This is a genomic window from Nocardia sp. NPDC003963, assembly GCF_053605105.1.
Window position 1 is genome coordinate 299,997 of record NZ_JBSGIP010000004.1, and the last position, 18,947, is coordinate 318,943.

Genomic DNA, 18,947 nt, shown 5'->3' on the forward strand with positions numbered 1-18,947 from the left:
TATGAATCCCAGCTGAACAGTACTGTCGTCGACCGGTGTGCTCCCGGCGACCGCCCGGTACGCATCCGAGCTGTGCGGACCGGTATCGGCGATCGCGCATCCGAGCCGGACCGTCGTTAATGCTGGCTTAAGCATCCGCCGTGCACCATGGGCCCGGCCGTTCGCCACGAGATCCCGCGGAGCCAGCGAGACAACGGCACGACGCCGTCCCGGGTATCTCGGCCCGGGGGCATCCGGCAGCTCGCCCGGCCTGTTACCGGGCGGCAGAGATATCGAATCAAGTGCGGGGGCGACGGGTTTCCGGCACACCGTGCAAGAGCAGCAGAAGGAGTAGAGCAGTATGGGCGTGACTCTCGCCAAGGGGGGCAATGTTTCGTTGTCCAAACAGGCACCGCACCTCATGGCGGTGGCAGTCGGTTTGGGCTGGGATGTCCGGGCGACGACCGGTGCCGGTTTCGATCTGGACGCCAGTGCGATCGCGACCGGTCCGGATCACCGGGTGCTGTCGGATCGCCATTTCGTGTTCTACAACAACCTGCGGTCGCCCGAGGGGAGTATCGAGCACACCGGTGACAACCTCACCGGTGACGGTGACGGTGACGACGAAGTGATCAATGTCGATCTGGCGGCGACACCACCCACGATCACCAATATTTTCTTTCCTGTCTCGATTCACGAGGCGGACCTCAGGCAGCAGACGTTCGGGCAGGTACGCAACGCGTTCATTCGAGTCGTGGATCGGGCCAGCGGTGCGGAACTGGCCCGATACGACCTGACCGAGGACGCTTCGTCGGAGACCGCAATGGTTTTCGGTGAGCTGTACCGGCACGGTGTGGAATGGAAGTTCCGTGCCATCGGACAGGGATACGCGTCGGGGCTGGCGGGGATCGCCCGGGACTACGGCGTGAACGTCTGAACCGTCCGCCCCCGACGTTCCCCGGGCTCGCCGCCCGCATACGTCTGTGCGTAGTCTGGCGAAATATGCGCGGGTGACCGACGAGGGGCTTCGGCGGTATCAGGCCGACAGCGATCCAGCGGCGCGGCGGCGTAGGGGTCGCTGATCGGTCGTCTTCGGCGTCCACCCAGCGTTGCCCTTCATATCAGAAGGGGCAGCTGATTTCTGGACGGGTCGGGGTCTGTTGAGGTGAGGTTGCCGAGGAGCCCGATCCGTTCCTCGATCAGGGTTCTCTGGTGCACGGCGACGGGCGGTTGTCCCGCGTGGGAACAGACGGCGTGCCGCCGGTCCCCACGCGGGTTTCCTCACGCTGGTTCGGGTCAGCGCTTCATCAGGGCGAAGACTCCCCAGCCGAGGTACTCACGCAGGTAGCGTGTGTAACCGGCGGGTTCGGTATCGAGTGCCTCCCGTACCTCGGGCGCCTGTTCGTCGTCCGGGTTCTGGTCGAGCCAGCGCCGCATGTTGAGCCACTGTGCGGTGGTGTACCGGTCCCAACCCTCCTGGCCGGCCAGGGTCATCTCCACCACGTCGTACCCCAGACCCTGGAATTGCCCGATCAGGCCCGGGAGCTCCAGGAAATCGGCGATGGCGGTGGCGTGGCAGGCCTTGGCGGTCTCCTCGTCTGGAGGAGTCTGCCGCCAGTACGGCTCGCCGATCAGCATGAGTCCTCCGGGACGGAGGCTGTGGTCGAGCAGCTCGATCGTTCCGGCGACACCGTTGCCGATCCATGTGGCGCCGACGCAGGCGGCCAGATCAACCGGCTCGTCCGCGATATGGCCGGCGGCGTCGCCGTGGATGAATCGGACCCGGTCGGCGACGCCGAGTTCGACGGCGCGGGCTCGGGCCTGCTCGGTGAACAGCGTGCTGATGTCCACGCCGGTGCCTATGAAGCCCAGGTCGCGTGCCCAGGTGCAGAGCATTTCACCCGACCCGCTGGCCAGGTCGAGCACCTGGGTTCCGGGGGCAAGGTGCAATGATTCGCCCAGGTCGGCGAACTTGTCCGCGGTGAATGGGTTGTGGATGCGGTGGCTGCTCTCGCGAATGGTGAAGATGCGGGGAAGGTCCATGATGGCCAATTCCTTTCAGGCGTTGAAGTTCGGAGACTGCTCGAGGGCGCGCACTTGGCGCGTCGCACAGGCCGCGTTCGGCCCGCACCACACGGCCCTGAATCAGCAGGCCGGTACGCGCCGGGGTGAATGACCGCTCACGTTCGCCGTCCCAGCCGTAGTCGGCCGGAGTCAGGGCGTGTGCCGGTGACGAGCGAGCGCGTCGATCTGAAGTGGGTTGTTGAAACAATGTGAAGACCTTTGGGGAAGGGCCCCTCCGGACGGCACATGCGACAGAGAACTCCCGCTAGGAGCGAGAACGGCAGGTGCAGGTCAGGACGAGGCCCGGGAAGTGAGGATGATCCGGGCACTGCACACGGCAGTGATCGCCACAGTCATCAACTCACCTCCTTTGATCTCCACAGCAGACCCAGTCGTCGCTGCGTCGCCGATGCTAACAGACTCTGTCGGGTAGGCCCCGGCCGCAGCCCTTCACCGGCCACTGCTGCAGGGCATTACTGCTCATCTGTGACTCCCCGTCTGTGGCGTCGGGATCGCGTAACCGACGGTGTGTTCCGCCGAGGTCGGGCAGGTAGAAGCTGTAATGCCCGTCGACACCGAGATGAGTCCGGAGGAACGTTGACAGCCGGGCCACGTCGGTGTCCATCACCGGGCGAAACGCCCATACTCGGGCACACCCGCATCAAGCACGCCGACATGAAATCACCAGTACAACAGCAGGATCCAGCCTGTCTGGCCCAGCGTGAATTTTCTCCCGGACGAGCCCCACCCCCCGAATCGACCGGTTCGGCAAATCTCCGGCAGTGCTGATCGGGGGAGTGGTGGGACGTGGATGCCCGCGAGTGTCGGCACCGGGCGCCGCCACGAGGGGGCGGAAACCGCTATCGATATTCGGTGCGAGCCGGCGGCGGGCAGGTCCTGATTACGGCGATATCTATGCAGTTCGGACTGTTGGATGGCGTGTGGAGATGTGGAATCGTGGAATCGCGGGATCGGTGGCCGGTGATCGCGGCCCCGTTCGCAGCGTCGGCGACGGGTCGAGCTCACCCGGAGTCCTCCGCTCGGGTCGCCCGCTTCGAGACCGTGACGTTTCGATATGTGGCTAATCCTCGGCAATCGGCTGATGGCGTCCTATCATGCCTGCATGACATCCAGCGATACGCAATACGAGGGGCCGTTGCATCAACTGGCCCGCGGCGCGTGGCAGGCGATGCTGATCATCGGTTCGGTATCGGTGGTCGTCGGTGTTCTGGTGCTGCTGTGGCCCGGGCCGACCATCGTGGTCCTTGCCGTGCTCTTCGGTATCTATCTGCTGGTTTCGGGCATCTTCCAGCTGGTCGCCGCGTTCGGCAGTCATGTGTCCAGCGGTTGGCGGGTCATGCTGATCGTCAGCGCGGTGCTGTCGTTCATTTTGGCCTTCTTCGCGCTGCGCCACCTCGGCGACGCTGTCCTGCTGATGGCGCTGTGGATCGGAATCGGCTGGATGTTCCGCGGCGTCGCCGTGCTGGTCGCCGGTGCCGACGCCGCCTCGGGCACGCCCGGACGTGGCTGGAACATCTTCTTCGGCATCGTGCTGCTGATCGGCGGCGGCATGTTGATCGTCTGGCCGTTCAACTCCATCGCGGTGCTGACCCTGGTGGCCGGTTGGTGGTTGATCTTCATGGGTGTTGTCGAGATCGTCGGAGCTTTCCGGGTGCGCAGCGGGGCGAAGCACACGCCGAGCGCCCTCTGAGTTCACGCCCGATCGGTCGCCGGGGCGGTCGGTAGGGCGGAACCGCTCTGCGGGACCGGGGTGTCGCCGTTCGTGAACGAGACCTCCCGCGGCGCCCCGGTGCGTACTACTTCGAGACGGGTATTCCGCCCGGCGACAAAGAATTCCGGGGCATCGGTTGCCGGGCGGCGGCCGGAATTTCCTGTATATACTCGCTCGATGCAGGTCGGGGATGTGATCGGGGGGTACCGCATCGAGCGTCTGCTCGGATCCGGTGGTATGGGTTCGGTCTATCTCGCGCGGCATCCCCGGATGCCCCGGCGCGTGGCACTGAAAACACTGAACGATTCGGTCGGTGCCGACAGCGAATTCCGGGCCCGGTTCATCCGGGAAGCCGATCTCGCCGCACGCCTGTCCCATCCCAATGTCGTGGCGATCCACGATCGCGGTGTGCAGGACGAATGCCTGTGGATCGCCATGCAATACGTGAGCGGTTCCGATGCCGCGCAACTGATCGAGGACCAGCCCAGGGGCCTCGATCCTTACCGCGCGGTCGATATCGTCACCGCGGCCGCGCGTGGTCTGGACGCGGCACACGAGGCCGGTCTCCTGCACCGGGATGTGAAGCCCGCCAATATCCTGGTGTCGTCGTCGGGCTGGGTGCTGGTGACCGATTTCGGTATCGCGCGAGATACCGGCGCCTCCACCGTCCTCACCGCGACCGGTGATGTACTGGCCACGATCGCCTACGCGGCGCCGGAACAGATCAGCGGTGAAACCCTCGATCACCGCGCCGACGTCTACGCGCTGGGCTGCACGCTCTACTACCTGCTGACCGGTGCGAAACCGTTCCCGCGCCCGACACCGGCCGCCGTGCTGAGTGCGCACCTGAACGACAGACCGCCGAAACCCAGCGCGGTCCGGTCCGAGCTACCGCACGGTCTCGACATCGTTATCGCTCAGGCCATGGCGAAAGCGCCCCGCGACCGATATCCGAGTTGCGGGGCATTGGCCGCCGACGCCCGTGCGGCGTTGCGCGGCGAGCTCGCCGGTGCGCGCGGCGGCGGAAGATCCGTTTTCGCGAAGCGGTTCCCGCGCTTCCGTGCGCTCGTGACCGCGGCGGCGCTGGTGCTGGCCCTCGCCGTCGCGAGCGCCGTCTACGCCGTCACGACCTCGGGGTCCGATGTGCGGGCCGCGGTGTCTCCCCGTTCGATCACCGATAACGGCGAATCCGGACCGTGGGGTGTCTACAGCCATATCTTCGATGGCTTTCCCGATCTGCTGCCGCATACCCCGTTCGCCAGTGGTTACCGCGGTCTGCGCTGTAACCCCTCCGGTGCCGAGGGATTCGTCTCGTTGGACGTCAGACGTGAGCTGCAGCAGGTCTTCTGCTCGGGCGACGGGGACCCGCTCGAGTACCTGTATATCTGGTGCGGGGACAATCGAGCGCTCTACCAGGTCGGAATACAGGAATGGGAGTCACCACCACAGGAGGAGCGCTGGTCCCGGGACACCGGCAGTGGTCGCCTCTTCTGGGGTACGGCACGTAACAGCGCCGGCGGTGTATCGGGTGCGCTGGAGATCCTCTTCGACGATCCGAACAGGAATTTCTGTGTTCTGCACGCCAACTCCTACGCGGCGACCGGGCCCGAACTCCGTGACTCCTGGTGGCGTGATGCGCCGATCTGATCACCGCCCGGTCGCCGTGCTGGTGGCGCTGCTGGCGATCGTCGCGCTGTCGGGCTGTTCGGTGTTCGGCGATCGGAACCCGGCCGCCGGTCTGGACACCGGGACGTTCGGGACCGACCCGCTGACCGCACCGGCCGATACCGGCGAACGGTACGGCCACATCATCGAATCCGCCCGTCTCGCCGAGGCTGTCGTCCTGCCCTCCTCCGTCGACGCGGATCTGCTGGACAAACCACCGAGCCTGCTCCCGAAACCGCAGCACACCCGCGGGACACTCGCCGCGGTAGCACAGCCGATCCTGGAGCAGCAGGGCATGCTCGCGGGGTTCTCGGCGTTCGGCGTCGGCCGATGCCGTCAGCAGTGCCCGGCGCCGGATTCGGCGAAATCCCTGCGGATCACACTGCTGAGCATGCGGGACGCCGGGGCAGCGGAAGCGGCGGCGCAGCAGATCGAGGCGGCCGATTTCGCGGTGAACCGTGACAACGCCCGCGTCACCATCCCGGATCATCCCGCGGCATTGAGCCATTGGCGGCCGACCGTGCCGACGCTGGGTGTGGTCGTCGCCCGTCGCAGCTTCGTGATCACCCTGTTCGTCACCCATCCCACCACCGACCTCGACGCGCTGAAGAAATCGGCCGCCACCGCGCTGGCGGCCCAGCTCGACCTGGTGGACCACTTCCAGCCGACCGAGGCGGACGCGCTGGCCACACTCGCCTTCGATCGCGACGATCTCCTCGGGCGGATGGTCCCGACCGAACGTGGGCGATGGCCGTATCCCGCTGTCACCGGATTCGGTTTGTCCGCTGCCGAGGCCGGCGACGGGCTCCTCTTCGAGGGCAGCGGTATCGTCTACGGCACCCGTGGCGCGCAGCATTGGCTCGGGCCGATCAGCGGGCCGACCCCGGATGTCGAACTCATGGCGATCGTCGACGGCCGATGCTGTTGCGTCTGCCCGACGCCAAAGGCGCCCAGGCGATGATGCGGGACAGTGAGGGCCTCAACGGCCTGGCGACACCACTGGCGTCACCACCCGGTATCCCGGGCGCTTTCTGTCAGCGCTACGAGCAGAATATCCCGCGCTATATGTGTTTCGTCGCCGACGGCCGGTATTTCGCGACGGTGACCGGCCACGATCTCGAGTCGGCCCATCAGATGGCGGCCGCGCAGTACGCGCTGCTGGTCGCGAGTCGATGAGCGCGGTGCCGTGCGAACACTGATACCGGGCACGATCATCGCCGGATACCGCATCGAACGCCGACTCGGTACCGGCAATATGGGTGAGGTCTATCTGGCTCGGCATCCCCGGCTGCCGCGGACGGACGCATTGAAGGTGCTGGCCCGGCACCGGGCCGGTGACGCCGAGTTCCGGGCCCGGTTCCTCCGGGAGGCCGAACTCGCCGGTCGCCTCGAACACCCCAACGTGGTATCGGTCTACGACTGCGGTGTCGATCAGGAGACACCGTGGCTGGCCATGCAATTCATCGACGGTATCGATGCCGCTGAACTTCTCCGTCGCGCAGCGGGCGGCGTGCCGCCCGCGGTGGCGGTCGATATCGTCGAGGGTGCCGCCCGCGGACTCGACGAGGCGCACCGGATGGGTCTCCTGCACCGGGACGTCAAACCGGCCAACCTCATGCTCTCCGCCCGGGAGTTCGGGCCGGACCAGGTGCGTGTCACCGATTTCGGTATCGCCCGTGCCGTGGACGATACCGCCGGTCTCACGGCCGCGGGTTCGGTACTGGCCACGATCGCGTACGCGGCGCCCGAGCAGATCAGCGGCGCCGTCCCCGATCACCGTGCCGATGTGTACTCGCTGGGTTGTACTCTGTACCAGTTGCTCACCGGCGCACTCCCGTTCCCGCGGGCGACGACCGCCGCAGTCGTGCACGCCCATCTGACCGCTCCGCCACCACGACCCAGCAAGGCCGGCACCGCGGTGCCCGCCGCGCTGGACAGCGTGCTGGCTCGGGCGCTGGCCAAGGACCCCGCCGACCGTTATCCCAGTTGCGGACAGCTGGCGGCCGCCGCGCGTGCCGCACTGCACGGCCGCCGGGAACCTGCGCTCCGGGTCGCACGCCCCCGGCGCCTCCGAGTCGTGGCCGCCACTGTCGTGGCGCTGCTGGTGGCCGGAACCGCGGCCGCCGTGGGCTATCTCCGGCTCGGTGATGATTCGGCAGGCCAGGACAGTCCCGCCCCACCGGTCCCCCCGCCGTGGGGGAATTTCCAGTTCATCGTGGACGCCTTCCCCGACCTGCTGCCGGCGACCCCCTCCGCAACGGGCGCACACGACCTGCGGTGTTCGACATCGGACAACACCGGCCGTACGGTGCCCGCCGACTCGGTTCTGGACGAACCCCGGCTGACCTGCAGCGAACCCCACGCCTCGGCCGTCGGCGGGCACTTCGTCGTCATTGCCGTCTGCAGTGCCACCCGGTCCCCGCTCCCGCCACTGGTTCCCGAGACCGAGGGGACCGAGGGAACCGAGACGTGGTCCCGGCCCTCGGGTACGGGTCTGGTGGCGTGGAAGAACTACACCGACCGAGACGGGGCACCAGGAGGACTGCTGCATGTGCGCTTCGACGGACCGGCACGGGAATTCTGCAGAATACAGGTCAACGGCGGAATATCCGGCCGCGAACTTCGTGAACAGTGGTGGTCCGATGCACCGATCTGATATCCGCCACACCGCCTACGGCCCGGAACCGCGGACTCGCCGCCGGTCGAATCCTTCGAGCGCCGCCGTACTCGCCCTCGTATCGCTCCTCGTCCTGCTGATCACCGGATGTGCTGCACACGAACCGATTACGGGCATTGCCGAGCCCGCTCGTCCGGATCTCGCCGGGCTGGACACCGGTGCGTGGGATACCAGCCCCTTCGTCGCCCCGGCCGTCTACGACGACAACCACGGCCGCCTGCTGGAGGCGGCGCGCTTGGCCGAGGTGATGGTCGACCCCGTCGATATCGATCCGGCACTGAGATACGGTGCGGCCACGCCGCTGCACTCTCCGGGCCGCGCGGCGGCGCTCGTCCCCGAACTCCCCGCGGATTCGGTCCGGCCGTACGGACTGGTCACCGGTTTCACCGTCAATCGCACGGATATCAAGAACTCCGTGCCGATCCTCGGTCGGTCGAAAGCATTGCGTCTCAGTGTGCTCCGCTTCTTCGGCGATGCCGCGGCCGCCGCCGAAGAACTCGCGACAGCCGCGCGTGCCACCCCCGGTACGGTCGCCGTATCGCTTCCGGAATATCCGCAGGCGTACAGCCAGTGGAAGCCCGATACCCCGGTCATCACTACGTTCTTCGCCCAAGGTCCCTTCGTTGTCGCGCTCTACGCGATGCATCCCACCACCGATCTCGCCGCACTGACCACTCTCGTCCGGACGACTCTGGACGAACAGGTCTTCCTCCTGGATTCGTTCGAGCCGACCACTCCCGATGCATTGACCTCGCTCCCGCAGGATCCGGATCGGATGCTCGGCCGCGTGCTTCCGGAAGAGCCGGGCAGCTGGACCTATCCCACGGTCGCGGCACCGCTGCTGTCGGAAGGCGGCCCCGCCGGGTGGGTGATGTCGGACAGTTGGGGCTCCGGAATCGTGTACGGGCCACGCGGCAGCCTGCATACGGTGGGGCCCTTCCTGCCGAAAGATGGCGAGAGGCAAGGGGAACCGAGCGATCGCGCGGTATTCCTCACCAACAGGGTGCTGCTACGTTTTCCCAGCAGTCACGACGCACGCATCCGATACAACCGGGTGAACAACGACAACCGGGCCGTCGGTAGGTTGGCGGAGATCCCGTCCCCCGGGCAGGGTGTGGACATTACCTGTTTCGGGAATGTCGAAGACAAATCCGATGCTGTGCGCACTATCAGGTATTCCTGTTTCGTCCTCGACGGGCAGTACTGGGCCGCCGTTTTCGCGCCCGACGAACAGTCCGTCCGGCAGGCGGCCGCCGCCCAGTACGCACTACTGGTGAACAGCAGATAGCCGGAGACGTCCGGTCGGAGCCCGGCGGCCGAACGATCGCGGTGCCGGTCGTGCTCTCGGTCATCGGTCCGCCCCGCGAATCCGTGCGAGTAGTTCGCCCGGGCGCGGTCGCCCACCGGGGGACGTGGACTCGACGACGCCGCTACGCGGGCGACGTCGTGCCCCGATGGCATAGACCGCGGGAAGATCCGGCCACCGCCGGACCGTGCGCGCTACGACGGCGGCGGGGACGGTACGCTGAGCAGGGCGAATACCGAATCCAGTTGCGCGCGTACATTGTCGGCCGTATCGGTGCGCCCGGCCAGCTGGTGCAGCAGTGCGCGCTGGAAGATCCCGTCGATGGTGGTGTACGCGACCGCGGGCGTGAGGGCCGGGGTGGTGCCGCAATGTTCGCAGTAGCGGGAGACGACCCGCCAGATCATATCCTCACGCCGCGTTTCGATCTCGAGGACGTCGTCGCGGAACGAATCGTCGAACAGGCTCTGGTTGCGTAGGTCGTACCAGAGCCGGTGGACGGTGGCGTCGGACGCCAGCGTGGCCGAGAAGGTGGCGATGAACTCGGCGCGCAGTTCGCCGGCGTCGCCGGCGGCGGCGATCACATCGTCGTAGCGGGTCACGCAGACTGCTTCGTATTGCCGTACGGCGTGTACGAGCAGGTCGATCTTGTCGCGGAAATAGTAGTGCAGTACGCCGTGGGAGTATTCGGAGTTCTGTGCGATCTCGCGCAGGCTCGTATGGGCGTAGCCGCGTTCGGCGAGCGTGTGCAGGGTGGCCAGCGCCAGCTCGGTGCGCTTCGCCGCGAACTTGTCGCGAGCGCGCTCGTCTATACGGGATCTGGGATCAGCGGCCTGTGTCACTTCGTTGGCATTCTTCTCGGTTCGGACTCATCTGCCCGGGCTTCTCCTGAGTGTAAGCGCTTGATCACCGCCAATCTCTGGACGACTGTCAAGATTTTTCTTGACGACTGTCAAGATTTCACCCTAATGTGTCTTGCGACACAGGGCGCCGAGATTGTGGCCCATATCACGTGTCGACGGCTTTCGGAGAGAGGAACGGGTATGACGAGTTACGACTTGGGCGGGCGCGCCGCACTGGTGACCGGGGGCGCGCGTGGTCTGGGAGCGGGGATGGCCCAGGCCCTCGCGGAGGCCGGGGCATCGGTCGTAGTGGCCGATATCGAGGCCGACGACGGCCGGGCCACGGTCGACAAGTTGCGGGCCCAGGGCAGCCGCGCCGAATTCGTAGCGCTGAACGTCACCGACGATCACGCCTGGGCGCGGGCCGTCGAGACGACCGTCGGCGCGCTCGGCGGCCTCGATATCGTGGTGAACAACGCGGGTGTGGAGGTCACCAGCCTGCTGGCCGATCTGGATCCGGAGCAGGCCCGCACCATGCTCGACGTCAACGTGCTCGGCACGGCCCTCGGTATCAAACACGCGTTCCGGGCGATGCGGCCGGGCGGCGCCGCCGGGCGTGGTGGGGCAGTGGTGAACATCGCCTCGGTGGCCGCGACCATCGCCTTCCCCGGTATCGGTCTCTATTCGGCCACCAAATCGGGTATCGACCGGCTGACCAGGGTGGCCGCCGCGGAATCGGGAAAGCTCGGCTACGGCGTGCGCGTCAACTCGATCTACCCCGCCCTGACACCGACCGCGATGGGGAACAAACTCGCCGTCGACTGTGCCGAGCTGGGACTGTTCCCATCACCCGAAGCCGCGGCCCAGGCCGTGGCGGAGCTGACGCCGTTGGGCCGGCTGGGACAGGTCGACGATATGGCCGACGCGGTCGTATTCCTCGCGTCCGATGCGGCGAAATTCATCACCGGTGCCGGGCTGCCGGTCGACGGGGGGATGGGCATGTAGCGAAAGCCCCTTCCCGACCACCGAACCCAGCAGATGACGAGGAGCAACACCATCATGGCCACCGATAAGAAGGTCGTCGTATACGGCGCGTCCGGCTACACCGGCCGGCTGATCTGTGAATACCTGCGGGAATACGGTATTCCCTTCCTGGCCGCGGGCCGCGATCACGGACGGCTGAAGGCCGCTGTCGACGCGGTACCCGGTATCGACACCGTGGATCACGACATCGTCGAGGTGGAGCACAGCGCCGCCGCGCTGGCCGATGCCTTCCGGGGAGCGCAGGTCGTACTCAACACGGTCGGCCCGTTCGCCCGGTACGGACACCCGGTGGTAGAGGCGTGCCTGCAGATCGGCGCGCACTACACCGATACCAACGGTGAGCAGAACTGGATGATCGATGCGCAGGAACGCTACGGCGCCGAATTCGGCTCCCGCGGACTGCTGCTCACACCGGGTCTGGCGCAGATGTACACGATCGGCGAGATCGCTGCCAATATCTGTCTGGAGAACCCCGGCCTGGATACGCTGGATATCGAGGTCTTCTGGAAGGGGCATCCGACCGTCGCCTCGACCAATACGATTCTCACCAACGCGGCGTTCGCCGAGGCGTACTACCTCGAGCAGAACGAATACGTGGAGTGGCCGGTCGACGAGGGGCTGTACCAGGTGGTGGTACCGGGACAGCACGAACTGGGGCTGGCCCTGCCGTGGGGCGGCACTTCGCATCCGGTGTGGTTCAAGAACGATCCGCGGGTCTCCAGTGTGCGCGCGCTGGGCGGCGTCATGAACCGTCCACTGATGCTGGGCGTACCGCAACTGGTCGCGGCGGCACTGGCGCAGATGGAGGGCAAGTCGGAGGCGGAGAAGTACCGCATCATCGACGAGCAGTCCGCCGCCATCCGCAGCGAGATGCCGCCCCGGGAGAATCCGCGGATCAACACATCTCTCGATTCGGTGTACGCCTCGGGACCGTTGGGCCGAGCGCACTGCCTGATCCACGGCAACTGCAACTACAAGCAGACGGCGCTGCTCAACGCGCACGCCGCGGCGGCACTGCTGCAGAGCCCACCGCGGGTGGCCGGGTTCGCCTCGAGCTGCCAGGCTTTCGGGCATCGAGAACTGCTCGGTACGCTGCGCGCGTTCGGGCTCGTCCTCGACCCCATCGTCACGGTGCACCGCTGAGGCCCGTCGATGCGACTCGCGGACTATCTCGACAAAGGGGCCTCGCTCGGGCGCGCGGCCCCCTGCCTCACCACCGGCGGGACGACACTCACCTACGGCGCGGTCCACGACCGTTCGGTGGCCGTCGCCGGCGCATTGCAGCACACCGGGATCGAGGCCGGTGACCGGGTCGCGGTGTTGTCGTCCAACGACCCGCTCGCCCTGATCTGCGTATTCGGCATATCCCGTGCCGGCGGCGTGTGGTGCCCGGTGAACCCGCGCAACGAAGCCGAGGAGAACCGTCAGCTGTTCGAGCTGTTCGGCTGCCGGTTGCTCTTCTTCCAGCAGAAATTCGCCGGACTCGTCGCCGCTGTCCGCGACCGGCTGCCGGGGTTGCGGTGGCTGGTCTGCCTGGATGGTGAGGCCGCCGGCGCGATCACCTTCGAAACCTGGCTGGCCGAGCATCGGGCCGAACCCGACGAGTCGCGGCATCCGGCGGACGGTCTGTGCATGCTGGCGGGCACCGGCGGCACCACCGGCAGACCGAAGGGTGTGCGACTGACCGAGCTCAATATGATGACCTCGACCGCGCTGGCCCTGATGAGCTACCCGTTCGGGGATCGACCGCGCTACCTCGCCCTCGCGCCGCTCACTCATTCGGCGGGAGTCCTCACCTTCCCGATCCTGAGCCTGGGTGGCGAGATCGTCATCATGCCGGCACCCGATCTGGGGGAGTTCCTGGCACTCGTCGCGCGGCACCGGATCACGCACGCCTTCCTGCCGCCGACGGCGATCTACGGACTGCTCGATCACCCCGATCTCGATCGCACCGAGCTGTCGTCGCTGCGCTGCCTGTGGTACGGCGCCGCGCCGATGTCGCCGACCCGGCTCGCCGAGGCGCTGACCCGGATCGGCCCGGTCCTCGGACAGTTGTTCGGCCAGACCGAAGCTCCGAATATGATCGCCACCCTGGCGCCGGCGGATCACTTCCGTTCCGACGGAACGATCGCCACCGAACGCCTCGCCTCGGCCGGGCGCCCCACCCCACTGACCACCGTGGCCGTCATGGACGAGCGGGGCGCGATCCTGCCGTCCGGCGAGCGCGGCGAGATCGTGGTGCGGGGACCGCTGGTGATGGACGGCTACCATGAGAATCCCACCGCGACAGCGGAAGTGAGCGCTCACGGCTGGCATCACACCGGTGATATCGGCTATCTGGACGACGCGAACTTCCTCTACGTCGTCGATCGTGCCAAGGATATGATCATCACCGGTGGCTTCAATGTCTACTCCGCCGAGGTCGAACAGGCCGTCCTCGCGCATACCGCGGTGGCGGAGAGTGCGGTGGTGGGCCTGCCCGACGAGAAATGGGGCGAACGGGTCACCGCCGTGGTGCAACTCCGCCCGGGGCGGAGTGTGACGGCCGACGAGTTGATCGCGTTCGTCAAACAGCGGATAGGCAGCGTCAAAGCACCCAAGCAGGTGGAGATCTGGACGGATCTACCACGCTCCAAGGTCGGCAAGGTGCTGAAGGGTGTGATCCGTGCCGAACTCGGGGAATGAGCCCGCAACTCGCGGTGGGAGGTGACCGCGTCGAGGCGCGGCGGCGGGGCGCGTGATCCGAGCGGGTGCGCTGGTTCGGCAGGAATGTACCCATCGGTGTCTTTCTGGACACTCGTCCCTGGGCGGTGGTCCGGTCACGCTGGATCCATGTGTGCGATCGACAGGCCGCGGGCGCGGCGCAACGTAGTCCGGGTGGACGGTGAGACCGCCAGCTACCTCACCGCAGGGGACGAGAACGGACCCGCCGTACTCCTGCTCCACGGAACGTACTGGAGCCGGGTATGGCGTCCGGTTCTCGGCGACCTCGCGGCCGCGGGGTTGCGCCCCCTGGCGGTCGACCTACCCGGGCTGGGGCGTTCGGGTGGCGAGCTCACTCCGGAGACCGCCACCGTCCCCGCCCTCGCGGCCTGGGTGGAGCGGTTCGTGTCCGCGATGCGGATTCCCGCGCCGATCGGCCTGGCGGGTCATGACATCGGCGGTGCCGTCGCTCAGCATCTCCTCGTGCACGGCCGGTGGGAAGTGACCGGGCTCGCGCTGGTCAATTCCGTCCTGTACGACTCCTGGCCCGCGCCCCACGTCGCCCGGTTCCGGGACCCGGACGTGGCCACCACCGCCACCGAATTGCTCGCGGCACGACGGCAGGCTGTGGTTTCGGCACTCGCCGGCGCCGCCACCGAGGAGTTGATCACCGACTATCTGGACCCGTGGACCGATCCGCGGGTCCGCCGGTCCTGGCTGGCGATGGCGAGCGCGGCCGACAGCCGCTACACCCTCGATCTCGTTCCCGCGCTGCGGCAGTGCGCGACCCCCAAATTGCTGATCTGGGGCGCGGACGACAGGTTCGAAAAGGTCGATTACGCCGAGAGGTTCGCCGCGGAGATCCCGCATACCACCCTCGTCCGCATCCCCGGTGCGGACCATATCCCGACCGAGAGTGCCCCCGGCCGGATCGCCCACGATCTGGCCGGGTTCTTCGCCGGCCGGCCCGTTCACGGATGAAGTTCGGAGGGCACACCCCGCTGCGACCGTAAACGGCGGTACACCGTCGTCACGGTCCTGCCGGGCTGCCGGTTTCCGCCCGACCGGGGGTCGGTGTTCCGGTGCGGATCGGTGCGCAGGCCGATGTGGGGACGAATCGGACGATCTCCCGGCGGGAGCCGATCATCGGTTTCTGCGGAATCGCGATGATATCTGGGCCGCAACGGTTTCGGCCGAACTGCCGCGGGCGGTCGGCGCCGGCGGTATCGGGGAGGCCGGCGGCGCGGACCATTTCCGGGAACGAGCCGTCGCGGCCCGGATATTCTGCGCCCCTACCGATGCCATCGATCTACCTAGTGGGCAATTCTGGGACCGCTCGCGGCCGACCGGTAGTCCCGCGGTCCCGGGCACGCCCCGCACCGATGAGCACCGTCCTGTCGCTGGAGTCAGCCATCTTGCCCACACCCTCGGCCGCCACCGGCCACCACGCCTCGCCGGCCGGCCGCGCCGCGCGCCCGGTACCGCTGTACTCCGCCGAGTTCGCGGACGATCCGCACGCCGCCTACCGCCGGATGCGGGACAGTTACGGTTCGCTGGTTCCGGTGGAACTGGCCCCCGGCGTGCCCGCCACACTGGTGGTCGGGTACCGCACCGCGTTGCGTATTCTCAACGACCCCGACCGTTTCCCGGCCGATCCGCGCGCCTGGCAGCGGGAGATCGCCGCCGATTGCCCGGTGCTGCCGGTCCTGGAATGGCGGCCGAGCGCGATCCGCAGCGCAGGCGCGGAACACGCCCGCTATCGCGCGGTCAACACCGCCGGGATCGACGGTGTCGACCTGCACGCGCTGCACGCGGTCGTCGGGCGGATCGCCGTCCCGCTGATCGACGCGTTCTGCGCGGGCGGGACCGCCGATCTGGTCACCCAGTACGCGTTCCCACTGGCATTCGAGGCGGTCAACGCGATGCTGGGCTGCCCGCCGGAGATCGGCCGCAAGGTCGCCGAAGCCACGCAGACGGTGTTCGACGGTGTGGACGCCGAACGCGGTAACCGGATGCTCAGTGCCGCGGTGCTCGAACTGGTCGAGCTGAAACGGGCCGAACCCGGCGACGACATCACCTCGCGCATCCTCGCCCATCCCGCGGACCTCGACGAATCCGAGCTCATCCACCAGATCGTCATCCTCTACGGTGCCGGTATCGAGCCGCTGCACAACCTCATCAGCAACACCCTGCTGCTGATCCTCACCGACGAGCGATTCGCGGGCAGCCTCCTCGGGGGCGCGCTGTCCACCCGGGACGCACTGGACGAGGTGTTGTTCAAGGACCCGCCGATGGCGAACTTCAGCGTCACCTACCCCCGGCAGCCGATCCTGATCGACGATGTCTGGCTACCCGCGCACCAACCCGTGGTGATCAGCCTGGCCGGTTGCAACAACGATCCCGCGATCAGTGCCGGCGACCATACCGGCAACCGTTCCCACCTCGCCTGGGGCGCGGGCCCACATGCCTGTCCGGCCCGTTCCGCGGCATACCTGATCGCGCAGGGCGCCATAGATCAACTGCTCGACGCACTGCCCGATCTGCGGCTGGCCGTGCCCGCGGACGAACTCACCCGGCGACCCGGGCCGTTCCATCGCGCCCTGGCCGGTCTACCTGTGGTGTTCCCGCCGTCCCCACCGCAGTCCCGGTCCGGCACCGGGTAGCGGTTCGGGCGCCCGGACCCGGGCGGCGGCTCGATCATCCCAGCGGGGCGGGATCGGTATTCCGGGCAGCGGTGAAGCGGACCATATCGGCCGGCCGGGCGAAGGTATCGGCGAAGGCGTCCGCCAACGCGGAGTCGTGCTGGGCGGCCTGCATGAACTGCTGCATTTCGACGGTCGGATCGAGGACGGCCGCGGTCCACCGCGCGGCGTGATGTGCTGTTCCGGTGAGCCAGGGCGTCGCGGCCGACACCATCCAGGACCGATCGAACGGCCCGTCCGGACAGGCCAGGATGGCGGCCGCGTACGCCTCCGCGCAGTGGGCGGCGTTGTTGGCCCCCTGGGCGCCGCCGGGATCCATCCGGCACACCACGTCACCACCTCCCAGGACGGGCCGTCCGGAAGGAAGCGTTCCCACCGGGCGGCGCACCGCCGGTTTCACCGCACCCGTCAATGTGGCGCCGGCATCGGTGAGCTCGGCCGCGCGATACCGGTCCGCGAGATCGCCGGGCAGGTAGGTCTCGAGCAGCCGGACGGCCCGCCGCAGGCGCTCGGACGGGGACTCGTACGCGTCGAAGGTATCGAGCGGGCCGCCGGGCATGGCCTCGATCAGCAGCATCTCGCATCGCCGCTCGCTGCCCGGGGCACCGGTGAGGCCGGGATAGGAGATGACCTCGCCCAGCCCGGGAAGGGATACATAGGTCCCGAGATCGTCCGGGTCGGGCGCGACGCCCTCCAGGTAGAGCACTGCCAGCTGCCTGGCCGGTCGATCGGGTGCCGGCCAGCCGGGTTCGGCGGGGAAGCACGCGGCCAGTTCGCCGGACGCGCGGGTGATCACCGTCAGGTCGTACCCGGCTGCCCGGCGGTCGATTTCGGCCATCCGCGGATCGGCGATCTCCAGTTCGCCGCCGGCGTCCACATAGTCGGTGAGCCAGCGTGCGAACACGGTCCGCTGATCGACGCTCTGCGCCGGCCGGGTGAACCGGCCGGTCCAGCCCAGTATCCGCTGACCGTCCATCACCGCGGACAACCGGATACCGCGGATCTCCGGCGCCTCGCCTGTCCAATGCCCCAGTCCGGCAGCGGTTTCCAGGTCGAGAGTCGCCGGGAACTTCACCTGGGTGCTGGTCACCGTGCCGTTCAGCACGGCCTCGGCGTCGCGCGTCGCCACCAGAGTGACCGGACGACCCGCGCGCAACAGACGATGCGCCAACGGGAGCCCGCATTCGCCGGCTCCCAGAATCTGGATATATCCCACCACGCGTCCTTTCCCTCATCGAACCGGACCGGTTCGATGAGGCGATCCTCGGCCAATAGGTGAGGTCGGCACATCGGTACAGCTGCGCGACAGTCCGTACGGCGACTACTGACGACAGTCATATCGGTGCGATCCGCGCCGGGCGCGACCGCCGCCCCGGGAACCGCGAACGAATTCGTGGGACGGATGGACGAGATCCGGCGATCCGGCGCAGGCGCTTTCCGCCGAACGGAGCGTGTTCGGCGCCCGGCGGGCGATGCGAGATGGCTGGTCACGGTCCGGGTGGTGCACATCCGTGCCCGGTCCGTCCGACGGACGGCTACTGCCCGGTGGACGAAGCCCGGGTGTGGGTCAGGGCAGGACCTGCGGGATCACCTCGGGGTGGAAATAGCCGACCAGAGCACCGATCACGGAACCGAGGAGGGAACCGCCGGACCCGGTGGCCGACCCCACGGCGGAACCGACCGAGCCCCCGGCCGACGAGCCGTTCAACACCGGATCGGGAATCAGGGCGTGCGGGTTGGTGGCGATATCCTCGCTCTTCTGCAGCGGAATACCGGCCACCGGGGTGGCCTGCGGGGTAGCGGCATCGGCGGCGGACGGCCCCGCGAGCACAATCGCCGCGGCCAAGGGCAGCGCACCGGCGGCGGCGATACTCGTCGCCCTGACCAGGATGTTTCCCGTCATTCTCTTCCCAGCCTCTCCACTGCCCGGCACGAGCCGGGACGTCACCCGAGTGCCGGACAGTCTCCGGCCGTCTGAATCATAGGCAGGGACGGGCCCGGTCGAGGAGTGTGATCGATACCAGTGCCGGGCAGTGGAATTCGTGATCCCTCGGGTCGGTGGATCCCGCCCGCAACCCGCCGGGTAGGGCGAGTGCGCTCAGCTCGGGCCCGATTGTGCGCTGGTGGCCACACCCGTGATCAGCGGCCGCACGATCGGCGGCATACGTCGCCACGTGCCTTCCTGCACGTCGCCGACTGCCAGCCCGTGCGCCCGGATCAGCTCGAGGGTGGCTCG

Annotated in this window: 17 protein-coding genes; 12 read left to right on the forward strand and 5 right to left on the reverse strand. The window is 67.6% G+C overall.

Annotated elements, in window-relative coordinates; genetic code table 11:
* The first annotated feature begins 340 nt into the window (after nt 1-340).
* Nucleotides 341-916: a TerD family protein gene (locus ACWEWT_RS13485; protein WP_452558798.1), complete on the forward strand. Its 576-nt coding sequence runs from the start codon at nt 341-343 to the stop codon at nt 914-916.
* Nucleotides 917-1,275: 359 nt separating this feature from the next.
* Here the strand turns inward: ACWEWT_RS13485 and ACWEWT_RS13490 are convergent, their stop codons facing one another.
* The gene (locus ACWEWT_RS13490; protein ID WP_452558800.1) at nt 1,276-2,022 is read right to left on the reverse strand and encodes an SAM-dependent methyltransferase; all 747 of its coding nucleotides are present in this window, start codon (nt 2,020-2,022) and stop codon (nt 1,276-1,278) included.
* Between the two features lie 433 nt (nt 2,023-2,455).
* Nucleotides 2,456-2,668, reverse strand: coding sequence for a hypothetical protein (locus tag ACWEWT_RS13495; protein ID WP_452558801.1), 213 nt, complete (start codon nt 2,666-2,668; stop codon nt 2,456-2,458).
* A gap of 498 nt (nt 2,669-3,166) precedes the next feature.
* On the opposite strand from ACWEWT_RS13495, the gene ACWEWT_RS13500 reads away from it, so the two are divergent.
* The 6 genes from ACWEWT_RS13500 (at nt 3,167) to ACWEWT_RS13525 (ending at nt 9,405) form a co-directional block, all read left to right on the forward strand.
* The gene (locus ACWEWT_RS13500; protein WP_452558803.1) at nt 3,167-3,754 is read left to right on the forward strand and encodes an HdeD family acid-resistance protein; all 588 of its coding nucleotides are present in this window, start codon (nt 3,167-3,169) and stop codon (nt 3,752-3,754) included.
* Between the two features lie 198 nt (nt 3,755-3,952).
* The gene (locus ACWEWT_RS13505) at nt 3,953-5,422 is read left to right on the forward strand and encodes a serine/threonine-protein kinase (RefSeq protein ID WP_452558805.1); all 1,470 of its coding nucleotides are present in this window, start codon (nt 3,953-3,955) and stop codon (nt 5,420-5,422) included.
* Nucleotides 5,409-6,401, forward strand: coding sequence for a DUF7373 family lipoprotein (locus tag ACWEWT_RS13510; protein WP_452558807.1), 993 nt, complete (start codon nt 5,409-5,411; stop codon nt 6,399-6,401). The genes ACWEWT_RS13505 and ACWEWT_RS13510 overlap by 14 nt, the downstream gene beginning before the upstream one ends.
* Nucleotides 6,359-6,616, forward strand: a complete 258-nt coding sequence (locus tag ACWEWT_RS13515) for a DUF7373 family lipoprotein (RefSeq protein ID WP_452558809.1) — start codon at nt 6,359-6,361, stop codon at nt 6,614-6,616. Before ACWEWT_RS13510 ends, ACWEWT_RS13515 begins: the two co-directional genes overlap by 43 nt.
* Nucleotides 6,617-6,626: 10 nt before the next feature.
* On the forward strand, nt 6,627-8,096 hold the full coding sequence (locus tag ACWEWT_RS13520) for a serine/threonine-protein kinase (protein WP_452558811.1): 1,470 nt from the start codon (nt 6,627-6,629) through the stop codon (nt 8,094-8,096).
* Nucleotides 8,083-9,405: a DUF7373 family lipoprotein gene (locus ACWEWT_RS13525; protein ID WP_452558813.1), complete on the forward strand. Its 1,323-nt coding sequence runs from the start codon at nt 8,083-8,085 to the stop codon at nt 9,403-9,405. The genes ACWEWT_RS13520 and ACWEWT_RS13525 overlap by 14 nt, the downstream gene beginning before the upstream one ends.
* Before the next feature lie 212 nt (nt 9,406-9,617).
* Here ACWEWT_RS13525 and ACWEWT_RS13530 read toward each other — a convergent pair whose 3' ends face one another.
* Nucleotides 9,618-10,262: a TetR/AcrR family transcriptional regulator gene (locus tag ACWEWT_RS13530; protein ID WP_452558815.1), complete on the reverse strand. Its 645-nt coding sequence runs from the start codon at nt 10,260-10,262 to the stop codon at nt 9,618-9,620.
* 201 nt (nt 10,263-10,463) lie between these two features.
* Between ACWEWT_RS13530 and ACWEWT_RS13535 the strand changes: the two genes are divergently transcribed.
* From ACWEWT_RS13535 to ACWEWT_RS13555, 5 genes are all read left to right on the forward strand, one after another.
* Nucleotides 10,464-11,267: an SDR family NAD(P)-dependent oxidoreductase gene (locus ACWEWT_RS13535; protein WP_452558816.1), complete on the forward strand. Its 804-nt coding sequence runs from the start codon at nt 10,464-10,466 to the stop codon at nt 11,265-11,267.
* A 54-nt stretch (nt 11,268-11,321) separates the two neighbouring features.
* Nucleotides 11,322-12,449 carry a DUF5938 domain-containing protein gene (locus ACWEWT_RS13540; RefSeq protein WP_452558817.1) on the forward strand — a complete coding sequence of 376 codons (1,128 nt, stop codon included), beginning with the start codon at nt 11,322-11,324 and terminating at the stop codon, nt 12,447-12,449.
* A 9-nt stretch (nt 12,450-12,458) separates the two neighbouring features.
* Nucleotides 12,459-13,991, forward strand: a complete 1,533-nt coding sequence (locus ACWEWT_RS13545; protein WP_452558819.1) for an AMP-binding protein — start codon at nt 12,459-12,461, stop codon at nt 13,989-13,991.
* Nucleotides 13,992-14,138: 147 nt separating this feature from the next.
* Entirely contained in the window at nt 14,139-14,990 is an 852-nt protein-coding gene (locus ACWEWT_RS13550) for an alpha/beta fold hydrolase (protein WP_452558821.1), read from the forward strand.
* A gap of 434 nt (nt 14,991-15,424) precedes the next feature.
* On the forward strand, nt 15,425-16,672 hold the full coding sequence (locus ACWEWT_RS13555) for a cytochrome P450 (protein ID WP_452558823.1): 1,248 nt from the start codon (nt 15,425-15,427) through the stop codon (nt 16,670-16,672).
* Between the two features lie 34 nt (nt 16,673-16,706).
* Here ACWEWT_RS13555 and ACWEWT_RS13560 read toward each other — a convergent pair whose 3' ends face one another.
* Together ACWEWT_RS13560 and ACWEWT_RS13565 are read right to left on the reverse strand one after the other, a co-directional pair.
* Complete coding sequence (locus tag ACWEWT_RS13560) at nt 16,707-17,927, reverse strand: styrene monooxygenase/indole monooxygenase family protein (protein WP_452558824.1); 1,221 nt, start codon at nt 17,925-17,927, stop codon at nt 16,707-16,709.
* Nucleotides 17,928-18,278: 351 nt separating this feature from the next.
* A complete protein-coding gene (locus ACWEWT_RS13565) occupies nt 18,279-18,614 on the reverse strand; it encodes a hypothetical protein (RefSeq protein ID WP_452558826.1) in 336 nt (111 codons plus the stop codon).
* Between the last annotated feature and the right edge of the window lie 333 nt (nt 18,615-18,947).

What these genes read in the sequence shown, in the direction of transcription:
- ACWEWT_RS13485 (WP_452558798.1), top strand. Translation starts at nt 341, where the DNA reads ATGGGCGTGACTCTCGCCAAGGGGGGCAATGTTTCGTTGTCCAAACAG.
- ACWEWT_RS13490 (WP_452558800.1), bottom strand. Translation starts at nt 2,022, where the DNA reads ATGGACCTTCCCCGCATCTTCACCATTCGCGAGAGCAGCCACCGCATC.
- ACWEWT_RS13495 (WP_452558801.1), bottom strand. Translation starts at nt 2,668, where the DNA reads ATGGACACCGACGTGGCCCGGCTGTCAACGTTCCTCCGGACTCATCTC.
- ACWEWT_RS13500 (WP_452558803.1), top strand. Translation starts at nt 3,167, where the DNA reads ATGACATCCAGCGATACGCAATACGAGGGGCCGTTGCATCAACTGGCC.
- ACWEWT_RS13505 (WP_452558805.1), top strand. Translation starts at nt 3,953, where the DNA reads ATGCAGGTCGGGGATGTGATCGGGGGGTACCGCATCGAGCGTCTGCTC.
- ACWEWT_RS13510 (WP_452558807.1), top strand. Translation starts at nt 5,409, where the DNA reads ATGCGCCGATCTGATCACCGCCCGGTCGCCGTGCTGGTGGCGCTGCTG.
- ACWEWT_RS13515 (WP_452558809.1), top strand. Translation starts at nt 6,359, where the DNA reads ATGCTGTTGCGTCTGCCCGACGCCAAAGGCGCCCAGGCGATGATGCGG.
- ACWEWT_RS13525 (WP_452558813.1), top strand. Translation starts at nt 8,083, where the DNA reads ATGCACCGATCTGATATCCGCCACACCGCCTACGGCCCGGAACCGCGG.
- ACWEWT_RS13535 (WP_452558816.1), top strand. Translation starts at nt 10,464, where the DNA reads ATGACGAGTTACGACTTGGGCGGGCGCGCCGCACTGGTGACCGGGGGC.
- ACWEWT_RS13540 (WP_452558817.1), top strand. Translation starts at nt 11,322, where the DNA reads ATGGCCACCGATAAGAAGGTCGTCGTATACGGCGCGTCCGGCTACACC.
- ACWEWT_RS13545 (WP_452558819.1), top strand. Translation starts at nt 12,459, where the DNA reads ATGCGACTCGCGGACTATCTCGACAAAGGGGCCTCGCTCGGGCGCGCG.
- ACWEWT_RS13550 (WP_452558821.1), top strand. Translation starts at nt 14,139, where the DNA reads ATGTGTGCGATCGACAGGCCGCGGGCGCGGCGCAACGTAGTCCGGGTG.
- ACWEWT_RS13565 (WP_452558826.1), bottom strand. Translation starts at nt 18,614, where the DNA reads ATGACGGGAAACATCCTGGTCAGGGCGACGAGTATCGCCGCCGCCGGT.